This window comes from Synechococcus sp. UW140, assembly GCF_900474295.1.
Lineage (GTDB): Bacteria > Cyanobacteriota > Cyanobacteriia > PCC-6307 > Cyanobiaceae > Synechococcus_C.
The window spans coordinates 12193-38673 of record NZ_UCOB01000031.1; the positions used below are offsets into that span (position 1 = coordinate 12193).

The following is a 26481-nucleotide window of genomic DNA, read 5'->3' on the forward strand; positions in this document are numbered from 1 at the left end:
TGATCACAAAGCAATCTTCAGGAAAGCTGCGGTAACCGATACGGCGACCCCGTAATCTCCCTTGGGTCGGCGGCGTCATGATCTTGCCCAGACTTTTAATCCCTGTTGAGACAGCGGCGGCGGAAACACGCGTCGCTGTATCCCCGGAAACCATCAAGAAGTTCATCGGCCTGGGCTGTTCGGTTGCCATCGAGCAGGGAGCAGGTGCTTCCGCCGGTTTTGTTGATTCCTCCTATGCAGAGGCCGGGGCCGAGCTGGTGGCCGTTGGGGATGCTCAGGCTTGGGGGCAGGCTGATCTGCTCCTCTGCGTCCAGACCCCTCAGCAACAGGCCTTGGCCAAGCTGCGCAACGGTGCGTTGGTGGTGGGTCTGCTCTCGCCTTACAGCAACGAGTCGCTGACTACATCCCTCAAGAATTGTGGCCTTTCGGCCATGGCACTGGAGCTGCTGCCACGCATCAGCCGGGCGCAGTCTGCTGATGCCCTCTCCTCCCAGGCCAACATCGCTGGCTATAAGGCTGTACTGCTCGGGGCCGCTGCTCTTGACCGTTACTTCCCGATGCTGATGACGGCTGCGGGCACGGTGCAGCCGGCGAAGGTGGTGATCCTTGGTGCTGGTGTGGCGGGTCTGCAGGCGGTAGCAACCGCCCGCCGACTTGGTGCTGTGGTGTTTGTGAGTGATATTCGCCCTGCCGTGAAGGAACAGGTGGAGTCCCTCGGTGCCCGTTTCATTGAGCCCCCTGAGATGGACGACAAGCCCGCCGAATCCGGTGGCTATGCGAAGCAGGCCTCAGAGGCCTTTCTCGCAGCCCAGCGTCAGCAGCTTTCCGATCAGTTGGCCGAGGCAGATGTGGCCATTTGCACCGCCCAAGTGCCTGGTCGGCGTGCTCCCCGTCTGATCAGTGACGACATGCTTGACCGCATGCGCCCGGGGTCGGTGGTGGTTGATCTGGCCGTGGCCCAAGGCGGTAACTGCGCTGACACCCAGCCCTCCCAGACGGTCGATCGCAAGGGCGTGAAGCTGATCGGGGCCAATGATCTGCCCTGCTCGGTGCCCAACCACGCCAGCGCTCTTTATGCCCGCAACCTGTTGGCACTGCTGGAGCCAATGTTCAAGGACGGCCAGTTCAGCCTCGATACCGAGGATGAACTCATCGCCGGTTGTCTGATCGCCCAGGACGGCAGCATCCGTCGCGGCGACGTTCTCACCCCCGGAGCCAACTGATGGATCCTCTTTTCCTTTTAGGTGCGGCCAGCGCGGCCCAGACTCCCCCGTTGGTGGACGCCCTTTGGGTGCTTCTGCTTGGCAGCCTTCTCGGCCTTGAGCTGATCGGCAAGGTGCCTCCAACGCTGCATACGCCGCTGATGAGCGGTGCTAACGCCATTTCGGGCATCACGATGCTGGCGGCCCTAACCGCAATCATCAAAGCGAATGGGAATACACCACTGCTGATCCTGGGTTCCGTCTCCCTGGGCTTTGCCCTTTTCAACGTGATCGGTGGATTCCTCGTCACCGATCGCATGCTCGCCATGTTTAGCCGCAAGCCGGCCAGAAAGGAGAACCGCTGATGGACATCCTCAAGTACGCGATCGATCTGGTTGCCGTTCTGCTGCTGGCACTCGGCATCAAAGGGCTCTCCAAGGTGCGTTCTGCCAGGGAGGCCAATCAGTTAGCGGCTGTGGCCATGGCCCTCGCCGTTGTCGGTCTTCTCTTCAATTACCTCGGTGCTCCGGGTTTTACGGCTCAGGCCTGGATCTGGATCATTGGAGGCACCCTGGTCGGTGGTGTGCTCGGCGCCATCACGGCCCAGCGCGTCCCCATGACCTCCATGCCGGAGACCGTGGCGCTGTTCAACGGTTGCGGAGGCATGTCCTCCCTGCTGGTTGCTCTGGCTGCAGCTCTGTTCCCCGGAACGCTTGATGACGGCACGCTCGTCGCGATTATTTCGATCGTGATCTCTGTGTTTGTTGGTGCGATCACCTTCACGGGCTCGATCGTGGCGATGGCCAAACTCCAGGGTTGGCTCTCCACTCCGTCTTGGATGCAGAGCAAGCTTCGCCACCTTGTCAACATAGCTTTGGCGGTGGTTTGCCTGGTGGCTGCGATCAAGTTGATCGCAACCGAGGGCAACAGCCAGGAAGCCCTCTGGCTGTTGGTGATTGCCTCAGGTCTGCTCGGCATTGGCGTCACCCTGCCGATTGGCGGTGCAGACATGCCCGTGGTGATTTCGCTGCTGAACAGCTATTCCGGCGTGGCTGCGGCCGCGGCAGGTTTTGTGGTGGGCAGTCAGCTGCTGATCGTGGCGGGCGCCATGGTGGGTGCCGCCGGCCTGATCCTCACCCAGGTGATGTGCAACGGCATGAACCGCTCCCTGGTCTCCGTGTTGTTTGGTGGTGCCCTCGGGGCTTCAGCAGCTGCCGGAGGCGGAGGTGGTGAATACACCAACATCACCAGTTGCAGCGTGGAGGAATGTGCTCTCACCCTGGAGGCTGCCGAGCGTGTCGTGATTGTTCCAGGCTACGGTCTCGCTGTTGCCCAGGCCCAGCACACTCTGAGAGAAGTGACTCGCTCGCTTGAAGCTGCTGGCATAGAGGCGGCCTATGCGATCCACCCTGTGGCAGGCCGGATGCCTGGGCATATGAACGTGTTGCTGGCAGAGGCGGATGTGCCCTACGAGCAGCTCAAAGAGATGGATGTGATCAATCCTGAGTTCCCCGCCACCGATGTGGTGCTGGTGCTCGGTGCCAATGACGTGGTCAATCCCCAGGCCAAGACCGATCCAAACTCGCCGCTCTATGGGATGCCTGTGCTGGATGTGCAGCAGGCACGCACCGTCTTCGTGGTGAAGCGCGGCATGAGCGCCGGCTATTCCGGCATCAAGAACGATCTGTTCGAGCTCGCCAACACCTCCATGGTGTTTGGAGATGCCAAGAAGGTGCTGGGTGATCTGCTGGGCGAGCTCAAGGAGCTTGGCGTCGGCAAGAAGTGAGTCTTTCCCAGTGACAGACCACGTCTCCTGCGTGATCGAGAACCCCCGGCTGCTTGAGCAGTTGGGGGTTTCTCCGTATCAGCAGCGCTGGCCATGGCTGGGGGGAGATCTCCAGACCCTTCGCGACACCTTGCGGCCCGTCTCTCTCCCACTGGATCACGGTGCTCCGATCCAGATTTCTGTTCCTGCTCTGGCCAGTGGTGCCGCTGAAGCCGGTCAGCTACTGGCCTATTTTGATCGTCCCATTGCGCCACTGGATGGGGGCTGTGCCAAGCCAAGGGCTCTGGTGGTTCTCCTGCATGGACTAGGCGGCTCGAGTCGCCGCGAGGGCCTGCGTCGGCTAGGACTCAGCCTGCAGGGGGCAGGCTTCGCCGTGCTGCGACTCAACCTGCGCGGTGCCGATCCCGGACGTGATCTGGCCGGTGGGACGTATGCGGCTTGCTGCAACAGTGATCTTCTTCCGGTGCTGGAACGGGCACGCCAGCTGGCCGCAGACCTTGCCCTGCAGGCCAGTCAGTCCAGCTCAATTCCTCTCTATGGGGCAGGTATTTCCCTCGGAGGCACCATGCTCCTCAATGCCTGCCTGGCGATGCCAGGGGCGCTGGATGGTCTGTTCTGTGCCAGCAGTCCCCTCGATTTAGCCTTATGCAGCGCGTCGATCGAACGCCCACGTAATCGGATCTATCAGCGCTGGCTTTTGCAACGGCTGGTGCGACAGACCCTCGCCGACCCCTTCGGTGTGAGCGCCGATGAGGAGAAGGCTCTTGGTCTGGATCCGCCGCGCACGATCCGGGCCTTTGATGCGGCGATTACGGCACCACGTTGGGGTTATCTCGATGTGGATGCCTACTACGCCGGCGCCTCTCCCTTGCCCAGGCTGTTGGAGCAGCCGATGGCCTTGCCGCCCACGATGTTGCTTCAGGCGATGGATGACCCTTGGGTGCCGGTGGAGTCCGCCATGCGTCTGCAGAGTGCGCTGGTGGCCTCAGGCCAAGACGGCGATCTGGATCGGGTGTCGGTACTGCTCACCCACCGGGGCGGGCATAACGGCTTTCATAGCCCTGGCGACAGTCTCAGTCAGGGCTGCTGGTCGGATCGGCTGGCCTGCGCATGGTTCAGCCGCCGCTGTGCGCAGGATCAAGGTCGTTGATGCCTTGAATCATCTCCAGCCTCAGCCCCATGGTTGAGGCTGAAGGGACTGCGATCCCCACTGTTCCGATGACCGAACAACAGGCTGAAGTGATGCTGGCCCTCGCCGATGAGCTGATTCAAAATGGCAGGGCTGAATCGGCTGAAGTGCTGCTCTCCCTGCTGCAGGGAGAGCTGCTCTCGCCTGAATTCATGTTGGATCAGCAGCAGACCTGACGCTTGAGAGTGGTGTGTGCTTGAGCATCCATTGCTGGCAGGGCCTGCCTAGCACCACGTGTTCGCGCAGGATTGTTCCCAGCCGTTCCGGGGTCACTTCGCGATACCAGATCCCATCAGGCCAGATCAGCAGGATCGGTCCCTGCTCGCAGATGCGCAGGCAATCAACCTTGGAGCGCAGCACCATCCCTTCAGGGCGTTGGGGATTCTCAAGGTCGAGCTCGCGGATCAGCCGCTTGAGTGCATCCCAGCTTTTGAGTCCCAGTTCGGGGTCACAGCATTTGGCTTTGGTGGGCGTGGCACAGAGCAGGAGGTGATGGCTGATGCGTGGTTCCGGCGATGGTTCGCCGTTCATGCCGCGAAGGCGCCAGCAGGGATGTGACGGGTTCCACGGGCGACCTGTTCACGCACTGCCTGACGCGCCCATTGATCAACAGACAGCACATCCTCAAGCTGGGGTTGGCTGATCAAGTCGTTTTTGTGTCGCTCACAGGCCGCTTCGATCACCTCGGGGATATCGAGGAAGTGAATCTTCTCTTCTAAGAACTGGGCGACTGCTTCTTCGTTGGCGGCATTCATCACGGCAGGCATGGTTCCCCCGGCTCGTCCGGCGGCGTAGGCCAGTTGCATGCAGGGGTATTTGGCTGGGTCGGGTTTGCGGAAGTTGAGCTGTCCTACCTCGGTGAGGTCGAGCCTGCGCCAGGGGGTCTCCAGTCGCGAGGGCCAGCTGAGGCAGTAAAGGATGGGCAGTTTCATGTCGGGCCAGCCCAGCTGCGCCAATACGGAGGAATCGGCCAGCTCGATCATGGAGTGAATGATCGACTGAGGGTGGATCACGATTTCAATGTGGTCGTAATCAAGGCCAAAGAGGTAGTGAGCTTCGATCACCTCGAGGCCTTTGTTCATCAGGGAGGCGGAGTCAACGGTGATCTTGCGCCCCATGCTCCAGTTGGGGTGGGAGGTGGCATCGGCCACGGTCGCTTTCTTGAGGTCCTCGGCCTTCCAGTCTCTGAAGGCTCCGCCGCTGGCGGTGAGCTGGATGCGACGTAAGCCTGGGGTGGGTACCCCAGTGGAGAGGCGAGCGTTATCGGCCCAGGGAGTGCCTTGCAGGCACTGGAAGATGGCGGAGTGTTCCGAATCCGCCGGCAGCAGACGGCTGCCGCTCTTCTTCAGTTCTGGTAGCACCACCGGTCCGGCGGCGATCAGGGTTTCCTTGTTGGCAAGAGCGAGGTCTTTGCCAGCGCTGATTGCCGCGAGGGTCGGCAGCAGGCCAGCGCAGCCCACGATCCCTGTGACGACAAGATCGGCGCTATCCCAAGAAGCGGCCACGTTGAGGCCGTCGGCTCCTCCGACCAGTTGGGGAGCGGCTGAGCCGAGAATGTCTGCGCTGCGAAGCCGATCCTGAAGCTCTGGAAGCAGAGTTTCATCGGCGAGGGCGACGACCTCCGGGTGATGGTTCCGGATCTGTTCAACCAGAAGGGCCAGATTGCGACCGGCGGTGAGAGCCACCACCTTGAACTGTTCTGGGAACTCCTGGGCGATCTCCAGAGTCTGAGTGCCGATCGAGCCCGTGGAGCCCAGCACGCTGATGGCTTTCACGTCGATCTGGCGGTTGGATTCAGTTTCCCATGCCGAACCCTGGCAAACTTCAGCCAGCTCAAAGGGTCCCAAAGCGGATGGCGGTGAAAGAACACTGGAGGTCGAACCTGGGGTTTGTGCTGGCGGCTTCCGGCAGTGCCGTCGGTTTGGGCAATCTCTGGGGATTTGCTTACCGAGCCTCTCAAGGCGGTGGCGGCGCCTTTCTTCTGCTCTATCTCTTGATCGTGCTGGTGGTTTGCCTGCCAGTGCTCGTGGCTGAGATGGTTCTGGGCCGGAGCACTGGCCAGAGCCCGTTGCTGGCGCCCGGGACAGCCGCTGATCAACGTTGGCGGCCGTTGGGCTGGCTCTTCGTCGTGGCTGCCTGCGGAATCCTTGCTTTTTACGCCGTGCTGATGGGCTGGACCGGGACCACCCTGATCCATGCGCTGATCGATGGTCTTCCCAAAAATGAGGCGGAAGCGACGGCTTTCTATGACGGACTCAGTGGTGGCCGTTCCGCATTGTTGGGCCAAGGAATCAGCTTGTTGTTGACAGCCTGTGTTGTCGCTGCAGGCATTAGAGGGGGCATCGAACGCTTGTCACGTTGGGGATTGCCTCTGCTGTTCGTGATGTTGATTGGCCTGGTGATCTGGGCTGGGCGTTTGCCTGACGCGGTGAGCGGTTACAACACTTTCTTGCTGCACTGGGATGCAGCCTATTTGTTTGATTTAACGACCATTCGTCATGCTTTTGAACAGGCATTCTTCTCGATTGGTACTGGCATTGGTTGCATCCTTTGTTACTCGGCTTATCTCGATCGGCGGGCGCGTTTGCCGAGGGAAGCTGTCGCCATCGTTGGCATGGATACGGCTGTCGGGTTACTGGCAGGCATGGTCACATTCCCGATCGTGATGAGCTTTGGGTTGATCGATCTTGTTGGATCCAGGCCCTTGGGCGCCATTTTTATTGCGCTGCCCACGGGGTTGTCATCTCTGGGCGGTGTTGGTCTTGCCGTGGCGGTGATCTTTTTTGTTCTGGCTTATATCGCTGGCATTACCTCAGCGGTGTCATTGCTTGAGGTTCCTGTTGCGTCTCTGATGGATGCTCTGGGTTGGAATCGCAGCAAGGCTGTGTGCCTTTCGGCGACGTTGATTTTTATTCTCGGATTACCCGCGGCGACATCCACACCCGTGTTGTGGTGGATGGCCTCGGTGTTTGGAGGGGTGTTGTTGGTGCTGGGTGGCCTGCTCCTTTGCGTCTTGATGGGCTGGGTGCTCCCGTCGCGTTTTCAAGAGGATCTCAGCCAATCTGGAAGTTCTCCGCTTCTGCGTCGGATTCTGCTGTTGGCCTTGCGCTGGGTTTCGCCGCCGGTCGTCGCTCTCGGTCTTGTGATCAGCGTTGTTGATCTGGTGCGGAGTTGGACTGGCGCAAGCTGAGTTTGGATCGTCGCTGAACCAGAAGAGTCAGATCAGGGTTTGTAAAAGCATGGCCGACAGCTGGACCTCCCGGAGGAAACACAGGGAGGCCAGCATCAGCAGAATCATCGCGCCGATGAAGAGAGGCACCACCACCGCGGTGAGGTTGAGCTGAAAGACCACACTGAGGAACATCGTTGCCACTACAGCGGCGATCAGAAGGGTGGTGGCAGTGAGCAGCCCGATGGCGCGGATCGTGAGCTGCATGCGCTGCCGATAGATGCGCCGAGTTCGAGCATCCATGCCCTCGGCTTCTCCCTTTTCATGCTGCAGACGAACCTGTTTGGTGGTGTCAACGATCCGGGCCAGTCGGCCTGAGAGCACGTTCATCAAGGCGCCGATGCCGGCCAGCAGGAACACAGGTGCTACCGAGAGCTGAATCGCCTTGGACAGGCTTTCGGGTTGCATGGTGATGGCAAAAACAAGCCAGGTGGACGGCATGACCGTCGGCTGAATCAGACCTTAGGGACGCGGTCAGAGCTTTTCATGTTTCAAGTCAGGTAGACAGGGTGCGATCACACGCGGCTACGGATGTTCTGGCTGAAGCGTTGGAATTTCATCGAGAGGGCCAAGCTCGAGCGTCAGCTCTGGGATGCATTCGAGCAGCGTGAAGATCTGGAGGCCAAGGTCAAGGCGTTACGCGAGATGGTTGAGAGCGGCACGTCGACCGATCTGGCTGAAGACCGTTTTCGACTCGAGGTGTGGTCCACCACTCTTGAACGGATTCGCAAGATCGAAGTGATGATGAAGGATCAGCAGCGCTGACCCTTCTGCTCGCCGTCCAGGATCAAGCCCGCCTCCACTCCGTGATCCCACCAGGCTTGTCGATCAGTTCGATGCCCTGGGCGGTCAGTTCGTCGCGGATGCGGTCGGCTTCTGCGAAGTTCTTGGCGGCCTTGGCCGCTTTGCGCGCTTCGATCGCAGCCTGGATCGTGGCGTCATCGGCCGCGCCCGCTTGCTCCGCTCCAGGGTGTTCTTCCTCGCTTAGGCCGAGCACGGCAGCAAGTTCCCGCAGCAGAAGCCATCGATTCCGAAGGTCTGCAAGTTCTTCGGTGGATTGCTCTGGCTGGTCGCCTCGGTCAAGACGATTGGCGATGCCGCGCAGGGGCCGCGCTAGGTCGAACAGGACTGCAAGGGCTCCGGAGCTGTTGAGGTCATCGTCCATGGCCGTGATGAACCGGTCCCGGAACGAATCAAACCCATCGTTTTGGCTGGCCGAGGCGGTTTGCGCGCCTTTGGAAAGGGCAGGTGCGTCAGGCCAGCGCAATGCGGCTGCATGGTGGTGACCAAGGGCAATGGCTGCGTTCAGTCCTTTCCAGCCTGTTGTGGCTGCATCCAGCGCTTCTTTGGTGAAGTCCAGGGGCTTGCGGTAGTGGGCCTGTAATACGAACAGGCGTAAGGTCATGGCCGACACACCATCGTCGAGCAGGGCTCGGATGGTGGTGAAGTTGCCCAGAGATTTCGACATCTTTGTGCCGCCGACATTGACCATGCCGTTGTGCATCCAGAGTTTGGCTAGCGGCTCTCCATTCGCTGTTTCGGATTGAGCGATCTCGTTTTCGTGGTGGGGAAAGACCAGGTCGCCACCACCCAAATGGATGTCAATCGTGGGTCCGAATTCCTGGCGCACCATGGCAGAGCATTCGATATGCCATCCAGGTCGGCCGGGACCCCAGGGGGAATCCCAGCTTGGCTCACCATCTTTCGCCTTTTTCCAGAGGGCAAAGTCGAAAGGATGGCGTTTGCGATCGTCTTCCTGATCGTTGGTGCGCCCACTGGCGCCTTGCTGCTGGTCGTTGGGATCGCGGCCACTGAGTTGGCCGTAATTATTCGCTTTGGAGATATCGAAGTAAACGTCACCACTAGAGCTGTATGCAGCTCCTTTGTTTTCCAGCTCGCTAATTAATGTCTGGATTCCATCAATGCACCCTGTCGCTCTAGGCATGCGGTCGGCAGGTAGGATGTTTAGTCTTGCCATGTCGACTTCAAAGGCTTCAATATTGCGCTCGCTTACTTCTTCCATTGTGCTGCCTTCTGCGGCAGCCTTGTTGAGGATTTTGTCGTCAATATCGGTGTAGTTTTGTACAAAAGTGACCTCGTATTCCTTCCAAATTAAGTAACGGCGCAGTACGTCCCAATTGATATAACTGCGGGCATGGCCCAGATGGCAGAGGTCATAGACAGTGACCCCACAGCAATAGATCGACGCCTTACCAGGCTTCAGTGGCTCGAACGTTTCTGTTCGATTCCGCAGGCTGTTGGTGAAGCGAAGGGGCACAGGTCTGGCCAAACACTAGATGGAGGTTACGGCGAAGCCCTTACTTCGCCTCCATCCAATTCGCCCCGCTGCCGGTTTCTACTACCAGGGGCACGGTCAGCTGAACGGCGTTTTCCATGGTGCTCACCACTAGCTCCTGCACGCTGTCGAGAGCGGCAGGATCCACCTCCAGCACCAGTTCGTCATGCACCTGAAGCAGCAGACGTGCTGGCAGCCCCTGCTGTTCGAGGCCAGCTTGCAAGTGCACCATCGCCAGCTTGATGATGTCGGCGCTGGAGCCCTGAATGGGAGCGTTGGCTGCCGCCCGCAGTTGCTGGGCTTCCAGGCCACCGCGGCGGGCCACCTCCAGATCGATCTCCAAAGGGTCTTTGCCCAACAAACGGCCGAGGCCATTGCGGTCGAAATGGAAGGGACGGCGCCGACCCAGGATCGTTTCCACGAAGCCGCGGCTGAGGGCTAGGCGTTCTTGCAGCTCCAGAAAAGCGAACACCTTTGGATAGCGCTGCTTGTACTTGGTCAAGAACTCCTTGGCTTCGGCTTGGCTGACGCCGGTCTCGCGGGCGAAGCGCTGGGCGCCCATGCCGTAGATCACGCCGAAATTGATCGTTTTACCCAGCCGGCGCTCATCAGCACTGACCTCCTCCTTGTCGAGCAGCAGACGGGCCGTGAGGGCATGAACGTCATCACCGTTTTGATAGGCCTGCTGCAGTACGTCTTCGCCGGAGAGGTGGGTGAGAATACGCAGCTCGATCTGGGAATAGTCGGCACTGAGCAGCTGCCAGCCTTCTTGAGGCATGAAGGCTTTGCGAATCCGGCGTGAGAACTCCGTTCGCACCGGGATGTTCTGAAGGTTGGGATTGCTGCTGCTGAGGCGGCCGGTTGCTGTGACCGCCTGATTGAAGTCGGTGTGGACCCGCCCGGTTTCTGCTTCAAGCAGCTGGGGCAAGGCTTCGACGTAGGTGCTCTTGAGTTTGCTGAGCACACGGTGCTCCAGCAGCAGCGGCACAACCGGATGGTCGCCCTCCAGCTTTTCGAGCACGGTGGCATCGGTGCTCCATCCGGTCTTGGTGCGCCTGGATTTCTTGCGGTTGAGCCCGAGACTGTCGAACAGCAGCTCACCCAGTTGCTTGGGTGAGGCGAGGTTGAAGCTGGCACCAGCCACCTCTTGGGCTTCGCTCTCGAGGCGTTCAAGGGTGGAGCCAAGCTCTGCCGAGAGCTCCTTGAGATAGGGCACATCAATGCGGATACCGGTTGCCTCCATCAGGGCCAGCACCGGTTCGAGTGGTAGCTCCACTTGGTCAAGCAAGGCTGGCAGTTGCTTGCCCTGTGCCTGCAGCTGTTGGCGTAGGTCCAGGGCGAGGCGCCGGGTGAGGTGCACATCCATGGCGCAATACAGCGCCGCCTCATCCAGCGGCACTGCCGCAAAAGTGCTGGCCTTGCCGTCTTTCTTTTTCCCGACCAGATCGGAGAACAGGGTTGGGGTAATGCCGTAATCGCGCTGGGCCATCAGATCGAGGCTGTGCTTGGCCGCGGCATCGCGCAGATAGTCAGCCAGCAGCGTGTCCATCACCACGCCCCCCAGCATCAGACCATGGCGCAGCAGGATCAGGCGGTCGTATTTGGCGTTCTGCAGCGCTTTGGGGTGATCTGTGCTGGCGAGCCAAGGCGCTAGGGCCTGGAGCACGGCATCGAGCGGAAGCTGATCGGGGAGAGCCGGCTCTGCTTCCCCTTCGGCTGTTGCGGCAGGTGTATGACCCACCGGGATATAAGCCAGGTTCCCGGGCTCCTGGCCCCAGCAGAACCCCAGTCCCACGAGTTGGGCCTTGAACGGATTGAGATCGCTGGTCTCGGTGTCGAAAGCGACAGGCTGCTGTTTGTCTTGGTGGCTGTTCAGGCGTTCCACCAGGGCACTTAGCTGGGCTTCTGTCTGGATCAGCTGGGGCTGCAGAGACGGCTTGTTGGAAAGCTCCTCTGCTGACGCAGCAGCCTTGCCGTCTGGGGCTGGAACCGGCTCGCTGCCCTTTTTGGCGTGGGTTCGAGACCCGGTGGTGGTGGTGTTCTGCAGCTGGTGCTTGTTGGCCGCAAGACCACCGGTGGAGAAGGTGGCGACGAAGGCCGGCACCTGTCGCACCAGGCTGTTGAGCTCAAGGGCCTCAAGCCGCGATTCGAGCCCTTCGGCATCCACTGGCCCCAGCTCCAGTACGGGCTCCTCCGGCAGGGGGATGTCCACCAGGATCTCGGCTAGCTCGCGTGAGAGGTAGGCCTTGTCGCGGTCGTTGCTGAGCTTGCCCTTGAGCGCCCCTTTGATCGCACCTCGGCTTGCTTTGGGACCTTCCGCCTCCACTTTGCTCAGCGCCCGGTAGACGGCATCCAGATCTCCGTTCTCCTTGAGCAGATTGATGGCGGTCTTGGGGCCGACGCCTTTCACGCCTGGGATGTTGTCGGAGCTGTCACCGGTGAGGGCCTTGAGATCTACCACGGAGGTTGGGGCGACGCCGAGCTTGGCCACCACTCCCTCTTCGTTGATCAGGGTTGGCCCGCTGCTGCGGGCGTAAGGACCACCACCCATGTACATCACTGCGATATCCCGGTCGTCATCAACCAGTTGGAACAGATCCCTATCGCCGCTGAGGATGCGAACTCGCCAACCTGCATCGGCGGCCCGGTTCGCCAGGGTGCCAAGGACATCGTCGGCTTCGTAGCCAGGCGCCAGGCAGAGGGGTAACTGCAGCTGGAGGCGAAGGATCTCCTGCAGCTGATTGAGGTCTTGGAAAAAGACCTCAGGTGCTTCATCACGATGGGCTTTGTAGTTCGGGTCCGCCTTATGACGGAAGGTGGGCTCGGGGGTGTCGAAGGCGATCGCTACACCCTGAGGTGTCAGCGTCTTGCAGTTGTCGAGAAGGGCCTTGAGGAACCCATAAGTGACGCTTGTGGGGATGCCGTCTTTGGTGGCGAGCCCCCCTTCCCCACCTTTGCTGAAGGCGTAGAAGCTGCGGAAGGCCAAGGAATGGCCATCCACCAGCAGCAGCAGGGGGTTCTCCGGAGAAGGGCTCATCGATGCGGTGGCGGTGCAGCAGGAGAGGCGGTGGCCTCAGGTGGTGGTGGCAAGAAGCCTCTCAGTTCAGGCGGCTCAGTCGCGATTTTTGGCCCAGGGGGGCAGGTCGATGAACACTTGGGTTCCAGGCTTCACACCATCAAGGATGGCGGTCTGACTGCCGCTACTGGATCCAAGCTCCACTGCCTGGAAGCGGGGCTGATCCTGATCCCCCACCAGCAGAACCCCTGGCTTACCGCTTTCAGTCACGATCGCCACCGTCGGTACCAAGGTGCTTGGTCTGGTGCTTCCGGTCTGAAAATCAACGTCGACGGTCATGCCGATGCGCAGATCTGGGGCGGGATCCACCAAGTCAAGCTCCACTTCAAAGGAGGTGACGTTGTCGGTTTTGATCGCTCGCGGCGCGATCTCTTTCACCTGGGCTGAGAAGCGCTGGTCGGGAAAGGCGTCAACGCGAACACTGGCGTTTTGGCCGATTCGAATCCGGCCGATGTCGCTCTCTGGCACCTTGGCCGCCACCTCAAGCCCTTGGGAGAGTTCCACGATCGAAGCGCTGGTGGCTCCTGCTGAGGCCGATGCGGCTGTCGTGGGAGTAACGAAGGCGCCAGGTTCTGCGAAGCGTTGGGTGATTTTGCCGGCGAACGGGGCACGGATCAGGAGTTCATCTCCTTCCACATCACGCTGTTGGATCCGTTCACGCGCTGCAGCCAGGGAGGCCCTACTGGTGAGGTAGCGGGCTCGGAAGTCGTCGAGATCGGCGGCGCTGATGGCCCCCCGCTCGTACAGGGTCTTGCGGCGTCGGTAATCAGCTGCACGGGCGTCAAAATCTGCCTGGGCCTGGCGTTCGAGGGCCTGCAATTCATCGAGGCGATCACGGAAATCCCCGGGGTCCATGCGGGCGAGCACTTGGCCCTTGCTGACAGCGTCACCCTCATCGACCAGCAAGGCCTCAAGCAGTCCTTGACGTCTTGGGCTGACGTTCACCCGTCGCACTGCTTCTAGTTCACCGCTGGCGGTCACGACACCGGGCAGCGTGCCCCGCTCCGCCGCCACTGTGTAAGCAGACAGATCACGGTTATTCCGGCCAGGTCCGAGGAACCAGACAAAACCTGCTCCCAGCAGGAGCGATGCCCCGGCTAGCGCTGCCAGGGTGCGGCGTCGGCGTCTCAGGCCGCTGAGTCTGATAAGTGGCGTCAATCCCTTGTCGGATAGGGGCGTGGGGCGCAGGCTGGTTGGTGTGGCCATGGCCCCCAGGTCTTAACTGTTCTCAACAAGTCTCGCGCGCCGGCGGCCTTCATGGTGATTGGGTGTGCAGATCATCGGAGTGCGACCCAGTTAGATTCCCGCGATGCTTAAAGCCGGAATCGTTGGCCTCCCCAACGTGGGGAAGTCGACCCTCTTCAATGCCCTGGTGGCCAATGCCCAGGCCCAGGCAGCCAATTTCCCGTTCTGCACGATCGAACCCAATGTGGGCACCGTGGCAGTCCCGGACGCGCGTCTGCAGAAACTGTCTGACCTGAGCTGTAGCAAGGAGATCATCCCGACTCGAATGGAGTTTGTCGATATCGCTGGCTTGGTGAAGGGAGCCAGTCAGGGTGAGGGCCTGGGCAATAAGTTTCTGGCCAACATCCGCGAGGTCGACGCGATCGTGCACGTGGTGCGCTGTTTTGAGGATGAGGACGTGATCCACGTCTCCGGTTCGGTGGGGCCTGCCCGTGATGCAGAGGTCATCAATCTGGAGCTTGGCCTTGCGGATCTGGCCCAGATTGAGAAGCGTCGCGAGAGGCTGAAGAAGCAGATGCGCACCAGTAAGGAAGCGCAAGTGGAAGATGAAGCGCTGCAGCGCATTCAGGAGGTGCTTGAGCAGGGTGGAGCAGCGCGAAGCGTGACTCTGAATGAGGATGAAGCCGAAATGATCAAGCCCCTCGGCTTGCTCACTGCCAAGCCGATTATTTATGCCACCAATGTGAGTGAAGATGACTTGGCGCAGGGCAACCGCTTCTGTGAGGAAGTTGTTGAACTCTCTGGCAAGGAGGGAGCCGAAACGGTGCGCATCTCGGCTCAGGTAGAAGCTGAGCTGATCGAGTTGGGTGAGCAAGAGCGTGCCGATTACCTCGAGGGACTTGGCGTTATTGAGGGCGGCCTGCATAGCTTGATCAAAGCCACCTATCGGCTGCTTGGCTTACGCACTTACTTCACCACTGGAGAGAAGGAAACCCGTGCCTGGACATTCAAGGCAGGCATGACGGCACCTCAGACCGCCGGGGTCATTCACACTGATTTTGAACGGGGCTTCATCCGTGCCCAGACGATTGGCTGGGAGAAGCTGCTGGAGGCGGGCTCTCTAGTGGAAGCACGCAACAAAGGTTGGCTGAGAAGCGAAGGTAAGGAATATGTGGTGGAAGAGGGGGATGTGATGGAGTTTTTATTCAACGTTTAAACGTTCAGTTTCCTTATACGCATGGATGCTGAACCCCCAAACCCCATAGGGGCCTCGTCTCTGGCTAGTTAGGTTATACCTATCGACTGCATCATCCACAATCACCCACTGAATGTAGAAGCAGTGATCAAGGAATGGGTTTAGTGCTTATGCTTCAACTAAGCTCAATGCAATCATACTTAAGTTGCATATCAACTCCCATCACCATCAAGAAATCTAGTTCTGTCTGATCGGAAAGGAGTAGGCAAGTTCGTTCCACTCCGTCTTTCTGATAACAGTAAGTATCGAACATTTCGGGATCCCTCGATGACTCAAAAACGTCACCATTCCTCAAGACAAACCGAGTCACTTCCATCAAGCATCTATTCTTCTTGTAGCCATCACCTCTTCAGAGGTCAGGTGATGATCGCTACCAAGTGTGGAAGTGCTAACTCTTTAAAGGCCGACCGGTTTTGAACTGATCAGCCTTGTGCGCGCTCCTTCTCTCTCAAAAACCGCATGAGGAGGTTATGGGCCCTAGATGGTTCCAATAATCATTTCATGCTGACTTTCGTGCTCGGGGACTGATTGCCATGTGCGATTGCTTCTAGGCGTTCGAGCCGTGCCATCAACTCTTTCTTTTGCGGCTCTATAGATTCGTGCCTTGCTTTAATCGCCTTATTTTATTCCTGGTAGTCCTATTCGCATCCTGCACTGCATCTAGCCGCGACTTCAGTTGCTCATGATTATTGTTAGATGTTTGAATGTTTCCTAGCTTAAAAATCAAGCCAGCACGACCAGCAACGTTCGAAAGAGATCCACTCCTGTAATCTGCTTGACCACCAAACACATAAGAACCACCTGCGTTAAATGACAACCGGTTGTTGGCCTTCACAGCACAACCAACACTCATTGCATAACGACTGCTGTAGCCACCAGTCCCAACACAACAAGACAATGGTGAGTCTTCTGCAACCGCTGGACGTGCTGTTATCGCAGTGGAGAGTGCTGTTGCGCCTTCTGGCCAAGAAAAAGGAGGGGTTTCTCCCTCCTTGATCCCCCTATCCAGACGCCATCAAGGTGTCCTTGTGCCCATAGTGCGGTCTGATGATGGCGAATCAATAGGCAGAAGCACTGGTTGGCTGGCAACTTTCTTTCAAACGTTTGATATGGACTACGTTTTGGTCAGAGTCGACTGTGTTTTTAATCGCAAGCCCACAGGCGACATAAAATCAACTAGGTAGCCACGCTTCGCATGTGAGCTTTCTTAACGTTTTCTTGTGAATGACTTCGTTTTATGCTCCCTCTCCACCAGCAGTTTGAGAAGCGGCTCCTTGCTGAGGCGATCGAAAGCTCAACGGATCTCGATGAATTGAAATCCGTCGCTCGAGACCTGCTGGAGCTTTATTTTCAGCAGAAGCATGCAACAGCAGCGATTGTTTCCGGCAAAATCTAAGCGTCAGGCCGCTTGTGGCGAGCTGGGGTGTGGTTGCTCGGCTTGCGGCTGGATTGGATCGGGGGCCTGTGACTTGAACGGTTCAATCGTCTCTGGCATCAATGCTGAGCCGGCCTCAATTGCCCGCATTGGCTGACATGACTTTGCAAAAGTTTATGATATCTACTCTTTCTGCCTGCTTTTGGCCGTGATCCCAAAGGGAATCAAGCGATTCCGTGTGATTTTTGAGAAGTTTGGGAAAGTAAAAATAACTTAATGCAGCTCAGTGATTCGCATTCAACAATTGACGATCCATGGTTGGACCACTTTGGGCTTCAATCTCGAGATCCACGAGGCCCTGCTCAAGGCCAAGGACCTGTCTGCGCAAACCAGTCACTCCTATCGTCTCGTCAATGATGATTTGGAAATGATCTGCTTCTTGAGGGGTGGTGCAATGAGGCTTGGCTCGCAGGATTCTGATGATCAAGCCCCAATGGTTGTGGGTGCCTAACGTCGCCTTTCTTTCGGTTTGCGTTGTGCTTAGCCGCGCTCACTGCCTGATCTGTGGAGTTTTGAACTGCTTCAAGTGATGCCTCCTGCTGATGGGCTCCTCTCAATCAGAGGAGCAGGAATCGTTGCTAGAGCTGCTATCGCTTGAGTCACATGAATTGTCTTGATTGTCATGATCCCCATGGCTTTGCATCGACCTGAAGGCCTCATCTTCGATGTAATCCTGTGCTGTTGTCTGGCTTGATTTGCGTGTCGTTTCCCTCGCTGTATCGGCTTGCTGTTTGATGCTTGCGATTTGCCAGAAGAGCCAAATGACGACGAGGGCTATTAATCCTACGGCGGGGAGATATGAGTCCAAGCCGATCTGGTAGGTGGGTGTTGGGTTGGGGATCTTGCCCTCGGTTTGTAGCGCTTTTGTTAGGTCAGCATTGAGGTCGTAATACGACTCTCCTGGTTTAGTGCTGCCTGGCTCGACCTTGGCAAGTACATAACTGTCGACGAAAATCTGGTATGGAATGATGAAATTTTCGGTTTTAATTAGCGCTGCGTAGCAAACATTTGTGGGTTTATTTTCGTTGTCGTTGATTGTGAATGTCTTCAGTCCATCGATGCATTTCAACTCTTCGCCGGTTCCCATTTGGTAGAAGAAGCCGAGGGCTGGTTGTGGCCATTCGGTGAGGAGTTGGCCAAAGTTTCGTGATGAGTTGTTCACGACTACTCCTGTTTGGTTTGAATAGTATGGCTTTGTGGATCGTTCGTAGATTCTTGTTCTACAAGTGGCAATAATTATTTTTGTTGTGGGACCTGCCTAGGCGTGCATTGCTGTTGAGTTGCTTGGTCGAGCCTTTTCGGGCTCCTGCCTGCTGCGCGCTTGCCGAGGGCTGTCTCTTGGCTTGAGCAGGGCATTTGCTAGCAGCGTTGGATGGGCAACAGGTGGCCTCAGTGGCGGCCAGTCCTTCAGCGGCGTTTACTTGGCCTGAGTTGCCTTGACTTCGTCTCTGTAGTTCTTGCAGTTGTAAGACGAGTTGCTTACTGGCGTTGTCTCGTCTGATGCGCATCGGAAGCCTTCCCGGAACGATGCGCGTTTGGCCTCGTCAAGTTGGGCAATGCCAAGAACTCCAAGCACCACCAGTACCACCAGAGAGATGCCAGCACCTGTTCCTCTTGGGTAAAACCGCATGGTCTTGGATGAACGCTCCATTGTTCATTTTGGCATGACCAAGGCCGCTGAAGCTGATGGATTGGGATTAGGTGCCAGCCTGTGATGTCGTCTGTTGAATGCTCGTCTGCTCTGTTTTGGTGTGGCCGAGATCGCGCTTGTGAATGAACGCGATCTGTCTCGGCTGCAGAGTCAATTGCAGAGTCAATCCTGCTTGGCTTGACTGCACTGATTGTTTGCTCCAGCTCGTCTCTGTTGGAGTGTGAGTGATCATTAGTAAGAGGCACTAATGATTTCGGGTGCCGGGACCCTCACTCCTAGTTCTTGGCGCCATTCGTCCAGGGGTTTGTCCCATCCCTCTTCCCATGTCTGCACCACCAGTGGAGCAGCTTCCAGGCCGATGCGATTGCCATGAGCAATGCCGCAGCTGATCGCCTCTAGTTCTGCTGGTTGAAAGCGAACGGATTTGAAACTTGCCAGCAAGTTGAGGAGCACATAGGCGGGAAAGCCGATTTGGGTGGCTGTGATCGCTAGCACCCCTGATTCCCCCGCTGGCTCTGTATTGAAGCCAGCGATGACATGGTGAATATCGTGGGTGGTGGCGATCCGCTGGGTGAGCCAGAGGGCCTCGCTGCTTGTGTCGCGCGGCCGGAAGAACTCCGGGTCGTAATTCAACTTGCGAATCATGCCCGCATAGGCATGGCCCAGCGTGTCTTCGGGTAACGCAGACAGCGCATCTAAGTCCGGTTGGAATGGTGGATAGCGTTGCTCGATCAGCTCGGCGCCGCCGGGTAATGCGCGAAATCGCTCCACGCACACTGTCATCGCTTCGCTGTCGATGAAGTTGTCAACCAGATCAGCGACGCTGTCCAGTCCACCGCCCGTTTTGGCGAGATCCCGAAGAATCCCGAGATTCCTAACGGATCGGAGAAGTTCTCTGGCCTTGCCCATCGATGTCGGCCTCCAGATGAAGAGTGGCTAGTTCCGCTGTATAGCGCGGGCGCACATTCTTGAGCAGGGGGAGGCTGACGACACACAGTCCTGCCATCAGTAGCCAGAGGCTGAGGCCATGACCTTGGTAATCCATCAGGGCTCCGGTCACGAGCGGCGCACCTGTGGCACTGATGGCGAAGCACTGGGAGAAGAGAGCCATCGCCAAGCCCCGATGTTGCAGGGGCGTTTCCTCGATCATCGCTTCTGCCGCTGTTGGCAAGAACGCCGCCTTGCCGAAGGCCATCGGTACAACCGCGACGGTGATCAGGACAATTCCTCCGCTCCAGAGGGCTGAACAGGCCAGCAGTAGACCGCCGATGCTGAAGCTGCAGAGGCCGATGCCAAGCCCAAAGCGAAGGCTTCGCTGTGCCACCCAGTTGCCAACTGGCCACTGCAGCAGAACCAGCCATCCGAGCTCGAGGGCAATCACGACGCCACACCAGGCTGGGCTCAGGGCCGGTCTTTCCAATCCACCACGGACCAGATCAAGGGGCAGGGCACTCTGGAGCAGTGACACCATTGCCGTAGCCACGATGCTCACCAGCAGCACCGGCAGCAGTGGCATGACCCAGCCAAAACTGGAGTCGCTGTTGTGGCTGATGCCATCGTTGACGCCGATTTCTGCGTCTGCTTTGAGCAGCGACTCACGGCCATCCGGTAGAGGCTTCACGGTGAGGATCATCAACATCGTGACCACCGCAATGGCTTCAATCACGTAGACCCCGCGGATCATCCCGAAGGCGGCGAGCAAGGCGCCTCCTAGAGCGCCAATCGCAACACCAACGGCATCCGCACTGCGGGCTAGGGCATAGCCGCGGCTGGATGGGACGCTGCCGCTGCTCAGTGGAACCGCCAGTTCGATCGCCGGGAAGTAGAGCCCAGCGGCGATCCCGATCAGCATCTGACCACTGAGATAACCCTGGAAGGTGTTGGAGGGCAGCAGCACCAGGTCGGCCATTAGTGCAAGCAGTGCGGCACCACGCACTGGCCAGGAACAGCTCAAACCGCGGTCGAGCAGGATCCCGTTCACGAGCCGCACCAAGGTGCCGACCAGTGCCGCGGCGGCTAATCCCTGACCGACCTGGCTGGCTGAGAGGTCGACCTGGTGAAAAATGATCGGAGTCATGTAGATCACGCCACCGGCGCCGATCGACGCCAGCAAACGAATCCATGCCACTTCCTGCAATGTTGCGGGAAACTGGTTCCACCAGTTCAAGGGCCTGGGCCTTGCGACGACGACGCTCAACAGGACGTCCCACGCGGTGGTGGGCGGTGAAGGGTTTGGCCCTCAGTCTGCTGCTCTCACTGGTGTCACCGTGCCCAATCCAGGCCGCTGATCAGCTGGAGGTCACGTTCGATGGTGTGGTGATCCCAGTTGACATCACGGATCTGGTCGCCTGGGGGCGTTCCGGTGGTGTCTCCAACACAGAACTAGGGATTTGGCTGGATTTGCTCGAGCCGGCCAGTCGTCGGGGAATGCTTGAGCTGTTGCGAGCGCCATTAATCACCAACCGCAGCATGGCCCGACAGATGCTCGACAGCTGGGCCGGGCGTCGCCTGTTGGATGAGGTTGCCGATCTTGTGCGGGTGGATGACGACACCGTCGGCGTCACTGTGCTCAATACCCTGGAGGTTCTGCTCAGCAAGCAGCCCCACGTCACCAGTTTGGATCTGCTTGAAGCCTTGCCTGCGAAGCGGGTGCGTCTCGACCTCGACGGTTTGCTTGGAGTCGCCGAGCATTGGCGAGGCCAGTTGAAGCACCAGCAAGCCCTGGTGAATCGGCTCGATCAGATTCCGATCACTGCGGTGGCACCCAGTCAGTCGATCTCGATCGATGCCACGACCGGCCGCACACCGCTCCCCCAGGCTCTAACTGTTTCGCACCGTCCCAGGCCGCTGCAGTTGCAGCTGTGGCAGCCGCCTGCAGAACGGTTTCGATCCAATGCTCGCGAGCGACCTTGGATTGTGCTGATGCCTGGTCTCGGCGGCAGTCCGGATCACTTCCGCTGGCTAGGCCGTCTGCTCAGTGCAAAGGGCTGGCCCGTGGTGGTGCTCGAGCATCCCGGCAGCGATTCTGAAGCCGTGGGCGCTTGGCTTCAGGGGCGTCGTCGCCCCCCTGGGGCGGAGGTGTTGCCTGACCGTCTCAAAGATCTTGAGGCGGTCCTTCAGGCTCAGACGTCAGGCTCTCTGCCTGTTGCTGGCAACAAGGTGGTGTTGGTGGGCCATTCTCTGGGCTCCCTCACCGCGTTGTTGGCAGCGGGTCTGCGTCCACAGCCTGGGTTGGAGCGTCGCTGTCGCAAGGCGCTTGATGATCTACCCCTCAGCAATCTGTCCCGTTTGCTGCAGTGCCAACTGAGTGCTGTTCCGCTTCCCTCAATCGAACCCCCTAGCCAGCTCCTCGCAGTGGTGGGGATGAACAGCTTTGGCAGCCTCCTTTGGCCCCGCACGCGTCCGGTTCGTTTACAGGTTCCGGTCTTGTTCACTGGGGGCACGCTCGACCTGATCACACCGCCCCTGAACGAGCAGTTGGAGTTGCTCGTGGCCACGGCTCCGGCTCCTGGCAGTGGCGCTGTGGTGGTTCAGGGTGCCAGCCATTTCTCTCCGATCCGGGTTGAAGGTCAGGCTGGAGAAAGCAAGGGCAATGACCTTTTTCAGCTCGGCGAGGAGTTGGTTGGGGTTCAACCCCTGCAGGTGCAGGCCTTGCTCGGGGAAGAAATTGTGGCCTTCCTGGAAGGGATCAATGCGACCTCTTCTTCTGCCATGCCCAGTCTCGTGCACCGTCAGGTGGGGGAGCTGCATCTGCATCGGATCGACCCTGCCGGTGCGGCAAGCCTTCTCGGTGGCTCTTAGCGCTTCAGGATTAGTAGCGCACGCGCGGATCGAGCGTCGCGACCAGCAGGTCCACGAAGACGCTAACCATCACCACGAGAGCCGCGATGACCACGACAATCCCTTGCACCACTGGGTAATCGCGCTGGTTGATGCTCTCCTGCAGGCGCAGGGCAATGCCCGGCCAGGAGAAGGTGACTTCGATCAACAGGGCGCCGCCAATCAGCGATGCAACAGTGATGCCGGCGATGGTGAGAACGGGCAGCAGCGCATTGGGCAGGGCATGGCGCAGCACGACTTGGGATTCGCTCAGGCCGCGGCTGCGGGCAGCCTCGACGTAGTCGGAACGTAAAGCTCGGCGCAGATTGAGGCGTAGGGCGTTGGTGAACACCCCGCTGAGCAGGAGCCCAAGGGTGCAGGCTGGCAAGGCCAGATGGCGCACAGCCCCATTGAGCGCAACCCAGTCGCCGCTGAGGATGCTGTCCAGGATTAGGAAACCGCTGCCCGAGGGGGGCACCAAGCTGGGTGGAAAACGTCCACCCACTGGAAGCCAGCCCAGGATGACGGCAAACAGCAGCTGGAGCAGCATCGCCACCCAGAAGGGGGGCAGGGCATAGGTGCCGATGCCGTAGAAGCGTCCGGCCAAATCCAGCTTCCCCTCCGGACGGGCGATGCCGCTGAATCCCACGGCCAGGCCGCTCACGGCTGCCAGCGTCAGGGCCGTGATGCTCAGCTCCAGGCTGGCTGGCAATGCATCGGCAATGATCTGGCGCACCGGTTCCTGGTTGATCAATGCAGCTCCGAGGTCGCCGTGGAGCAGCCGATTGATGAAGTCGATGTATTGATCGCTCAGGGGCATATCCAGCCCGAGCCGTTCCCGCAGCAGCGCCTTGGCGGCGGCAGGGGCCCTGCTGCCCAGGACTGCATCCACTGGGTCGCCCGGAGCGACCCGCAGGAGAAGAAACACCAGGCTGGAAATCAGCCAAAGCATCACCGGTGCCAGGGCGAGTCGGGTCGCGCCGTAGCGCAGCAGTTCGCGTCCGCGTGCCATCAGCGTTTCTCCCGCAGTCGAGCCAGTCGCAGTTGGCCACTGCCGTTGAATTCAGGCGGTGCTAGGTGAGTCTGGGCCCAGGCCTTGGGGGTCACCAGCCACACCGGCAGGTATGCGGCGCCCTCTGCGGCCATTGTGTCGATGGCCAGGAGTTGTTCCAGCCGTTCCGCGCCTTTGAGGGAATCGCTGCGTCGGAGGGCTGTCTCAAGGCCTGGACGCGTCCAGAAGCTGCCGCTGATCACCGCCTCGCCGGCTTCGCAGATGTCTCCTTTGGCTTGGGTGCAGCTCAGTAGAGGAGCCAGATAAGCCTCAGGGTCTGGATAGGAGCCACCCCAGTCGAGCATCACAGCCTTGAAGGCCCCTTCGCCGAGCTGCCGGTACACAGTGGTGGACTCCACTCCCTCCAGTCTGAGACGAATGCAGTCGGGTAGATCGCGGCTGAGTTGGGCCTGCCAGGTGAGAGCCATCAGTCGATCGGAGGGCACGTTGGAGCGATAGGTGAAGGGCAGTTCCAGGGGTTGTCCCTGGCAGTAGCCCGACTGACGCAGCAGGGTCCGGGTTCTTTCTGGCGAGTAGAGGGGCCAAGGTTCCTGGCTGCCGCCCTGGAGGCTGGGCGGAATCAGTGAGCGGAGTGGTTGGCGTTGGCCGTGGCTGACCCGGGTGCTGATCAGGCTGCGATCAAGGCTGTGGACCAATGCTTGGCGCACCTGCTTTGACAGCAGCGGTGGGGAGTTGCTCAGGAAGGTGATGTAGCCGATCTGGAGGGCAGGGCCGCTGCTCTCCAGCAGCAGGCCCTGGGCGGCCCTTCGATCCAGGGCAAGGCGCTGGTCTTCGTCAATGGATTCCGACAGCAAGACATCCACCTCACCACTACGCAAAGCTCCAAACAGGGCTGTGGAATTGCTGAGGTTGATTAGGTCGAGTCCCGCATTGCTCGGAGGGGCGCCCCAATAGCGCTTGAACGGCACGAGGCGCTGTTGCGTGGCCCGAAAGCTGGCCAACTTGTATGGCCCTGTGCCGATGAAACGATCGTTGAGAAAACGGTCTTTGTACTTGGCGTAGGCCGTCGGGGAAATCGGCGTGAGGTAGGGGGATGTGAGCAAGCTCTCCAGTGAACTGGAGGGACGGCTCAGCCGCAGCCTCAGTACATCGCTGGCAGGTGTCTCGATCGCCTGGATGCGGTCTCCAACCACGTAGCTCTGAGTGCCGATGCGCAGAAACCGGTTCAGGCTGAAGGCCATGGCCTCAGCATCGAAGCGAGTGCCGTCGTGGAACAGCACATCGCGTCGAAGTGGGATGGTGACTGTGCGGCCTCCATCGCTGATCTGCGGTTGCTCAGCAGCTAGTTGGGGTTTGAGGCTGCTGTCCTGTTCGCGCGTGTAAAGGGTGTCGCCGAGTGCACTGAGCAGCTGGAGTGTGCCGTAGGTACTGGCCTGGGCGGGATCCAGCGATGCGATCCGGCCAGCGCTGGCCACGGTTAATCGATCACTGCTGCGCTGGTGTTGGCAGGCGAGCTGGCTGATGCTCAGCCCCAGCACAACAGCAACGCTGATCCAAGTGCTGCGGAACCGACGCTGCTGCTGCAAGGGTTGAGATTGGCTGGTGCACCCCATTCAAGGGTGGCTTGCGGCTCCTTGGGCATCCTCGTGGCGATCTGATGCGTCTGACAGGCAGATCTGCCCGAGTGACACCTCAAAAACATGGGAGCCTCCGGATGCCTGGAGGGGCCACCGCCTCACCCAGCAGCGATCGTGGCAGTCATCGATTCCTATCACTTGGAACAGATCACAGCTGTCAATCAGCTGGATGCAATCCCCCTGATGCACGTCCATGGTCGATGGTTGCATCGATTGGAGGCAGCGTTGACCGTTTCCTGGAATCAAAGCGTTCGGCATGAACGGAACAGCACAAATCGAATAGTTCTGATCTGGGCCGCTGTGAATTGTCATAACTCTGCCCTATCGCCAGGGTGTGGCGCCAGTGCGGCTGGCTTGTATGTGGTTTTGCTCAGAGGCAGCCGAGATGGGCGGCGATGCCGCGCACCTCGGGTAAGGCTGTGATCGCCTCCAGGGCGGACTTCATGGCGCCGTTGCTCACTTCGTGCGTGATCACAACGATCTCTGCAGCTGCATCGGTGGGGTCAAACTGCACGATCGATTGGATTGACACGCCCTGATCACCAAAGCAGGAGCCGATCCGGCCGATCACTCCAGGAGCATCATCCGTTGTGAAGCGCACATAGTTGCGCTGGCGGATCTGGCTGCTGTTGACCAGGTGGCAGGCGCGCCAGCTGCTCGCCGCTAGCAGCGGGTCGAGGTTGCCATCGCTGTCGTCGAGTTGTCGGATGCCGGCGATGTTGAGGATGTCAGCCACGACGGCCGATGCTGTGGGGCCTGCACCTGCGCCCGGGCCGTAGAACATCACCCTGCCAATCGGGTCGCCCTCGACAAGGATGGCGTTGTTGACACCGTTCACACCGGCCAAGGGGTGGTCGCTGGGGACCAGGGTGGGTTGCACCCGCACGGCCAGCGGTAAGGAGGTCTTGTCGTTGTCACCCTCGTCGTCTTCCACGCGCTCGGCGACAGCCAGCAGCTTCACCCCGTAATCCAGTTGCGTGGCGTAATCCACATCGCGGCTTTGGAGGTTGCTGATGCCAGCGGTGGGAATGCCGCTGCGGTCGATCGGTCCGCCGAAGGCCAGGCCGGAGAGGATCGCGATCTTGTCGGCGGCATCGAGTCCGTCGACGTCAGCTGCGGGATCGGCTTCCGCGTAGCCCAACTCTTGGGCATCCTTCAAGACCGATTGGTAGTTCGCCCCTTCATGGGCCATGCGGGAGAGGATGTAGTTGGTGGTGCCGTTGATGATGCCGCTCACCCGTTGGATTCGGTTTCCGCCAAGGGATTGCTTCAACGGTTCAATGATCGGAATGCCTCCACCCACGGCGGCTTCAATCAGCACGTACACCCCTGCGGCCGCGGCGGCCGCGGCAATCTCTTCGCCATGGCGTGCGATTACAGCCTTGTTCGCGGTGACCACGGATTTCCCGGCGGCAATGGCGCGCATGATCAGGGTGCGTGCCGGCTCAAGGCCGCCCATCACCTCCACCACCACATGCACGTTGGCATCGTCCACAACCTCTTGGGGATCTGTGGTGAGCAACGAGGGGTCGAGTTCAACCGGGCGTGAGCGATTGAGGTCGCGAACAGCGACACGGGCGATTTGCAGGTCGCCGATCAAGGGGTGTCGGTCTTTCGGATTGTTGAGGATGGCGGCGACCCCTGCTCCGACGGTGCCAAGGCCGAGCAGGCCGATGCCGATCCGAGTCGCCATGGGGGGGTCCGTTTGC

The 26481-nt window shown here is 59.4% G+C and carries 23 protein-coding genes; 10 read left to right on the forward strand and 13 right to left on the reverse strand.

The window, feature by feature from the left end:
- The first annotated feature begins 77 nt into the window (after positions 1–77).
- From DXY10_RS12800 to DXY10_RS12820, 5 genes are read left to right on the forward strand one after another with little or no spacing between them, the layout of a single operon-like run.
- Positions 78–1223 (forward strand): Re/Si-specific NAD(P)(+) transhydrogenase subunit alpha, encoded by a 1146-nt coding sequence (locus DXY10_RS12800; protein WP_115019838.1) that lies wholly within the window; start codon positions 78–80, stop codon positions 1221–1223.
- Positions 1223–1567, forward strand: a complete 345-nt coding sequence (locus DXY10_RS12805) for an NAD(P) transhydrogenase subunit alpha (RefSeq protein ID WP_115019839.1) — start codon at positions 1223–1225, stop codon at positions 1565–1567. Before DXY10_RS12800 ends, DXY10_RS12805 begins: the two co-directional genes overlap by 1 nt.
- Entirely contained in the window at positions 1567–2988 is a 1422-nt protein-coding gene (locus DXY10_RS12810) for an NAD(P)(+) transhydrogenase (Re/Si-specific) subunit beta (RefSeq protein ID WP_115019840.1), read from the forward strand. Before DXY10_RS12805 ends, DXY10_RS12810 begins: the two co-directional genes overlap by 1 nt.
- Before the next feature lie 10 nt (positions 2989–2998).
- On the forward strand, positions 2999–4138 hold the full coding sequence (locus DXY10_RS12815; RefSeq protein WP_244282309.1) for a YheT family hydrolase: 1140 nt from the start codon (positions 2999–3001) through the stop codon (positions 4136–4138).
- Between the two features lie 29 nt (positions 4139–4167).
- The gene (locus tag DXY10_RS12820; protein ID WP_115019842.1) at positions 4168–4353 is read left to right on the forward strand and encodes a hypothetical protein; all 186 of its coding nucleotides are present in this window, start codon (positions 4168–4170) and stop codon (positions 4351–4353) included.
- Here DXY10_RS12820 and DXY10_RS12825 read toward each other — a convergent pair.
- Both DXY10_RS12825 and DXY10_RS12830 read right to left on the reverse strand, forming a co-directional pair.
- On the reverse strand, positions 4328–4708 hold the full coding sequence (locus DXY10_RS12825) for a ferredoxin (protein ID WP_115019843.1): 381 nt from the start codon (positions 4706–4708) through the stop codon (positions 4328–4330). The genes DXY10_RS12820 and DXY10_RS12825 overlap by 26 nt on opposite strands.
- Positions 4705–5952, reverse strand: a complete 1248-nt coding sequence (locus DXY10_RS12830; protein ID WP_115019913.1) for a 1-deoxy-D-xylulose-5-phosphate reductoisomerase — start codon at positions 5950–5952, stop codon at positions 4705–4707. The genes DXY10_RS12825 and DXY10_RS12830 overlap by 4 nt, the downstream gene beginning before the upstream one ends.
- Before the next feature lie 77 nt (positions 5953–6029).
- On the opposite strand from DXY10_RS12830, the gene DXY10_RS12835 reads away from it, so the two are divergent.
- Positions 6030–7367: a sodium-dependent transporter gene (locus DXY10_RS12835; protein ID WP_115019844.1), complete on the forward strand. Its 1338-nt coding sequence runs from the start codon at positions 6030–6032 to the stop codon at positions 7365–7367.
- A gap of 27 nt (positions 7368–7394) precedes the next feature.
- Here the strand turns inward: DXY10_RS12835 and DXY10_RS12840 are convergent, their stop codons facing one another.
- Positions 7395–7814, reverse strand: a complete 420-nt coding sequence (locus tag DXY10_RS12840; protein ID WP_115019914.1) for a DUF2721 domain-containing protein — start codon at positions 7812–7814, stop codon at positions 7395–7397.
- Positions 7815–7937: 123 nt separating this feature from the next.
- Between DXY10_RS12840 and DXY10_RS12845 the strand changes: the two genes are divergently transcribed.
- Entirely contained in the window at positions 7938–8171 is a 234-nt protein-coding gene (locus DXY10_RS12845; RefSeq protein ID WP_115019845.1) for a hypothetical protein, read from the forward strand.
- Positions 8172–8193: 22 nt separating this feature from the next.
- Here the strand turns inward: DXY10_RS12845 and cysS are convergent, their stop codons facing one another.
- The 3 genes from cysS to DXY10_RS12860 all read right to left on the reverse strand — a co-directional run bounded on the left by cysS (position 8194) and on the right by DXY10_RS12860 (position 13984).
- Positions 8194–9684 carry a cysteine--tRNA ligase gene (gene cysS, locus DXY10_RS12850; protein WP_115019846.1) on the reverse strand — a complete coding sequence of 497 codons (1491 nt, stop codon included), beginning with the start codon at positions 9682–9684 and terminating at the stop codon, positions 8194–8196.
- A gap of 40 nt (positions 9685–9724) precedes the next feature.
- Positions 9725–12739 carry a DNA polymerase I gene (gene polA / locus DXY10_RS12855; RefSeq protein WP_115019847.1) on the reverse strand — a complete coding sequence of 1005 codons (3015 nt, stop codon included), beginning with the start codon at positions 12737–12739 and terminating at the stop codon, positions 9725–9727.
- A 75-nt stretch (positions 12740–12814) separates the two neighbouring features.
- The gene (locus DXY10_RS12860; protein ID WP_115019848.1) at positions 12815–13984 is read right to left on the reverse strand and encodes an efflux RND transporter periplasmic adaptor subunit; all 1170 of its coding nucleotides are present in this window, start codon (positions 13982–13984) and stop codon (positions 12815–12817) included.
- Between the two features lie 103 nt (positions 13985–14087).
- Here DXY10_RS12860 and ychF point away from each other — a divergent pair, with 103 nt between their 5' ends.
- The gene (ychF, locus tag DXY10_RS12865) at positions 14088–15179 is read left to right on the forward strand and encodes a redox-regulated ATPase YchF (protein WP_115019849.1); all 1092 of its coding nucleotides are present in this window, start codon (positions 14088–14090) and stop codon (positions 15177–15179) included.
- 628 nt (positions 15180–15807) lie between these two features.
- On the opposite strand, the gene DXY10_RS15150 is transcribed toward ychF, so the two are convergent.
- Entirely contained in the window at positions 15808–16227 is a 420-nt protein-coding gene (locus DXY10_RS15150) for a YadA C-terminal domain-containing protein (protein WP_115019851.1), read from the reverse strand.
- Between the two features lie 228 nt (positions 16228–16455).
- On the opposite strand from DXY10_RS15150, the gene DXY10_RS14685 reads away from it, so the two are divergent.
- A complete protein-coding gene (locus DXY10_RS14685; RefSeq protein ID WP_170955850.1) occupies positions 16456–16614 on the forward strand; it encodes a hypothetical protein in 159 nt (52 codons plus the stop codon).
- A gap of 592 nt (positions 16615–17206) precedes the next feature.
- Here the strand turns inward: DXY10_RS14685 and DXY10_RS12885 are convergent.
- From DXY10_RS12885 to DXY10_RS12900, 3 genes are all read right to left on the reverse strand, one after another.
- Positions 17207–17815: a hypothetical protein gene (locus DXY10_RS12885; protein WP_115019853.1), complete on the reverse strand. Its 609-nt coding sequence runs from the start codon at positions 17813–17815 to the stop codon at positions 17207–17209.
- 720 nt (positions 17816–18535) lie between these two features.
- A complete protein-coding gene (locus DXY10_RS12895) occupies positions 18536–19213 on the reverse strand; it encodes a Coq4 family protein (protein ID WP_115019855.1) in 678 nt (225 codons plus the stop codon).
- The gene (locus DXY10_RS12900; RefSeq protein ID WP_170955851.1) at positions 19179–20432 is read right to left on the reverse strand and encodes an MFS transporter; all 1254 of its coding nucleotides are present in this window, start codon (positions 20430–20432) and stop codon (positions 19179–19181) included. The genes DXY10_RS12895 and DXY10_RS12900 overlap by 35 nt, the downstream gene beginning before the upstream one ends.
- Here DXY10_RS12900 and DXY10_RS12905 point away from each other — a divergent pair.
- Entirely contained in the window at positions 20426–22105 is a 1680-nt protein-coding gene (locus DXY10_RS12905) for an alpha/beta hydrolase (protein ID WP_244282310.1), read from the forward strand. The two genes, DXY10_RS12900 and DXY10_RS12905, sit on opposite strands and share 7 nt — an antisense overlap.
- Positions 22106–22115: 10 nt before the next feature.
- On the opposite strand, the gene DXY10_RS12910 is transcribed toward DXY10_RS12905, so the two are convergent.
- The 3 genes from DXY10_RS12910 to DXY10_RS12925 form a co-directional block, all read right to left on the reverse strand.
- Positions 22116–23135, reverse strand: a complete 1020-nt coding sequence (locus tag DXY10_RS12910) for an ABC transporter permease (RefSeq protein WP_115019857.1) — start codon at positions 23133–23135, stop codon at positions 22116–22118.
- Positions 23135–24748, reverse strand: a complete 1614-nt coding sequence (locus DXY10_RS12915; RefSeq protein WP_115019858.1) for an ABC transporter substrate-binding protein — start codon at positions 24746–24748, stop codon at positions 23135–23137. Before DXY10_RS12915 ends, DXY10_RS12910 begins: the two co-directional genes overlap by 1 nt.
- Before the next feature lie 394 nt (positions 24749–25142).
- Positions 25143–26465 carry a homoserine dehydrogenase gene (locus tag DXY10_RS12925; protein WP_115019860.1) on the reverse strand — a complete coding sequence of 441 codons (1323 nt, stop codon included), beginning with the start codon at positions 26463–26465 and terminating at the stop codon, positions 25143–25145.
- Positions 26466–26481 lie beyond the last annotated feature (16 nt).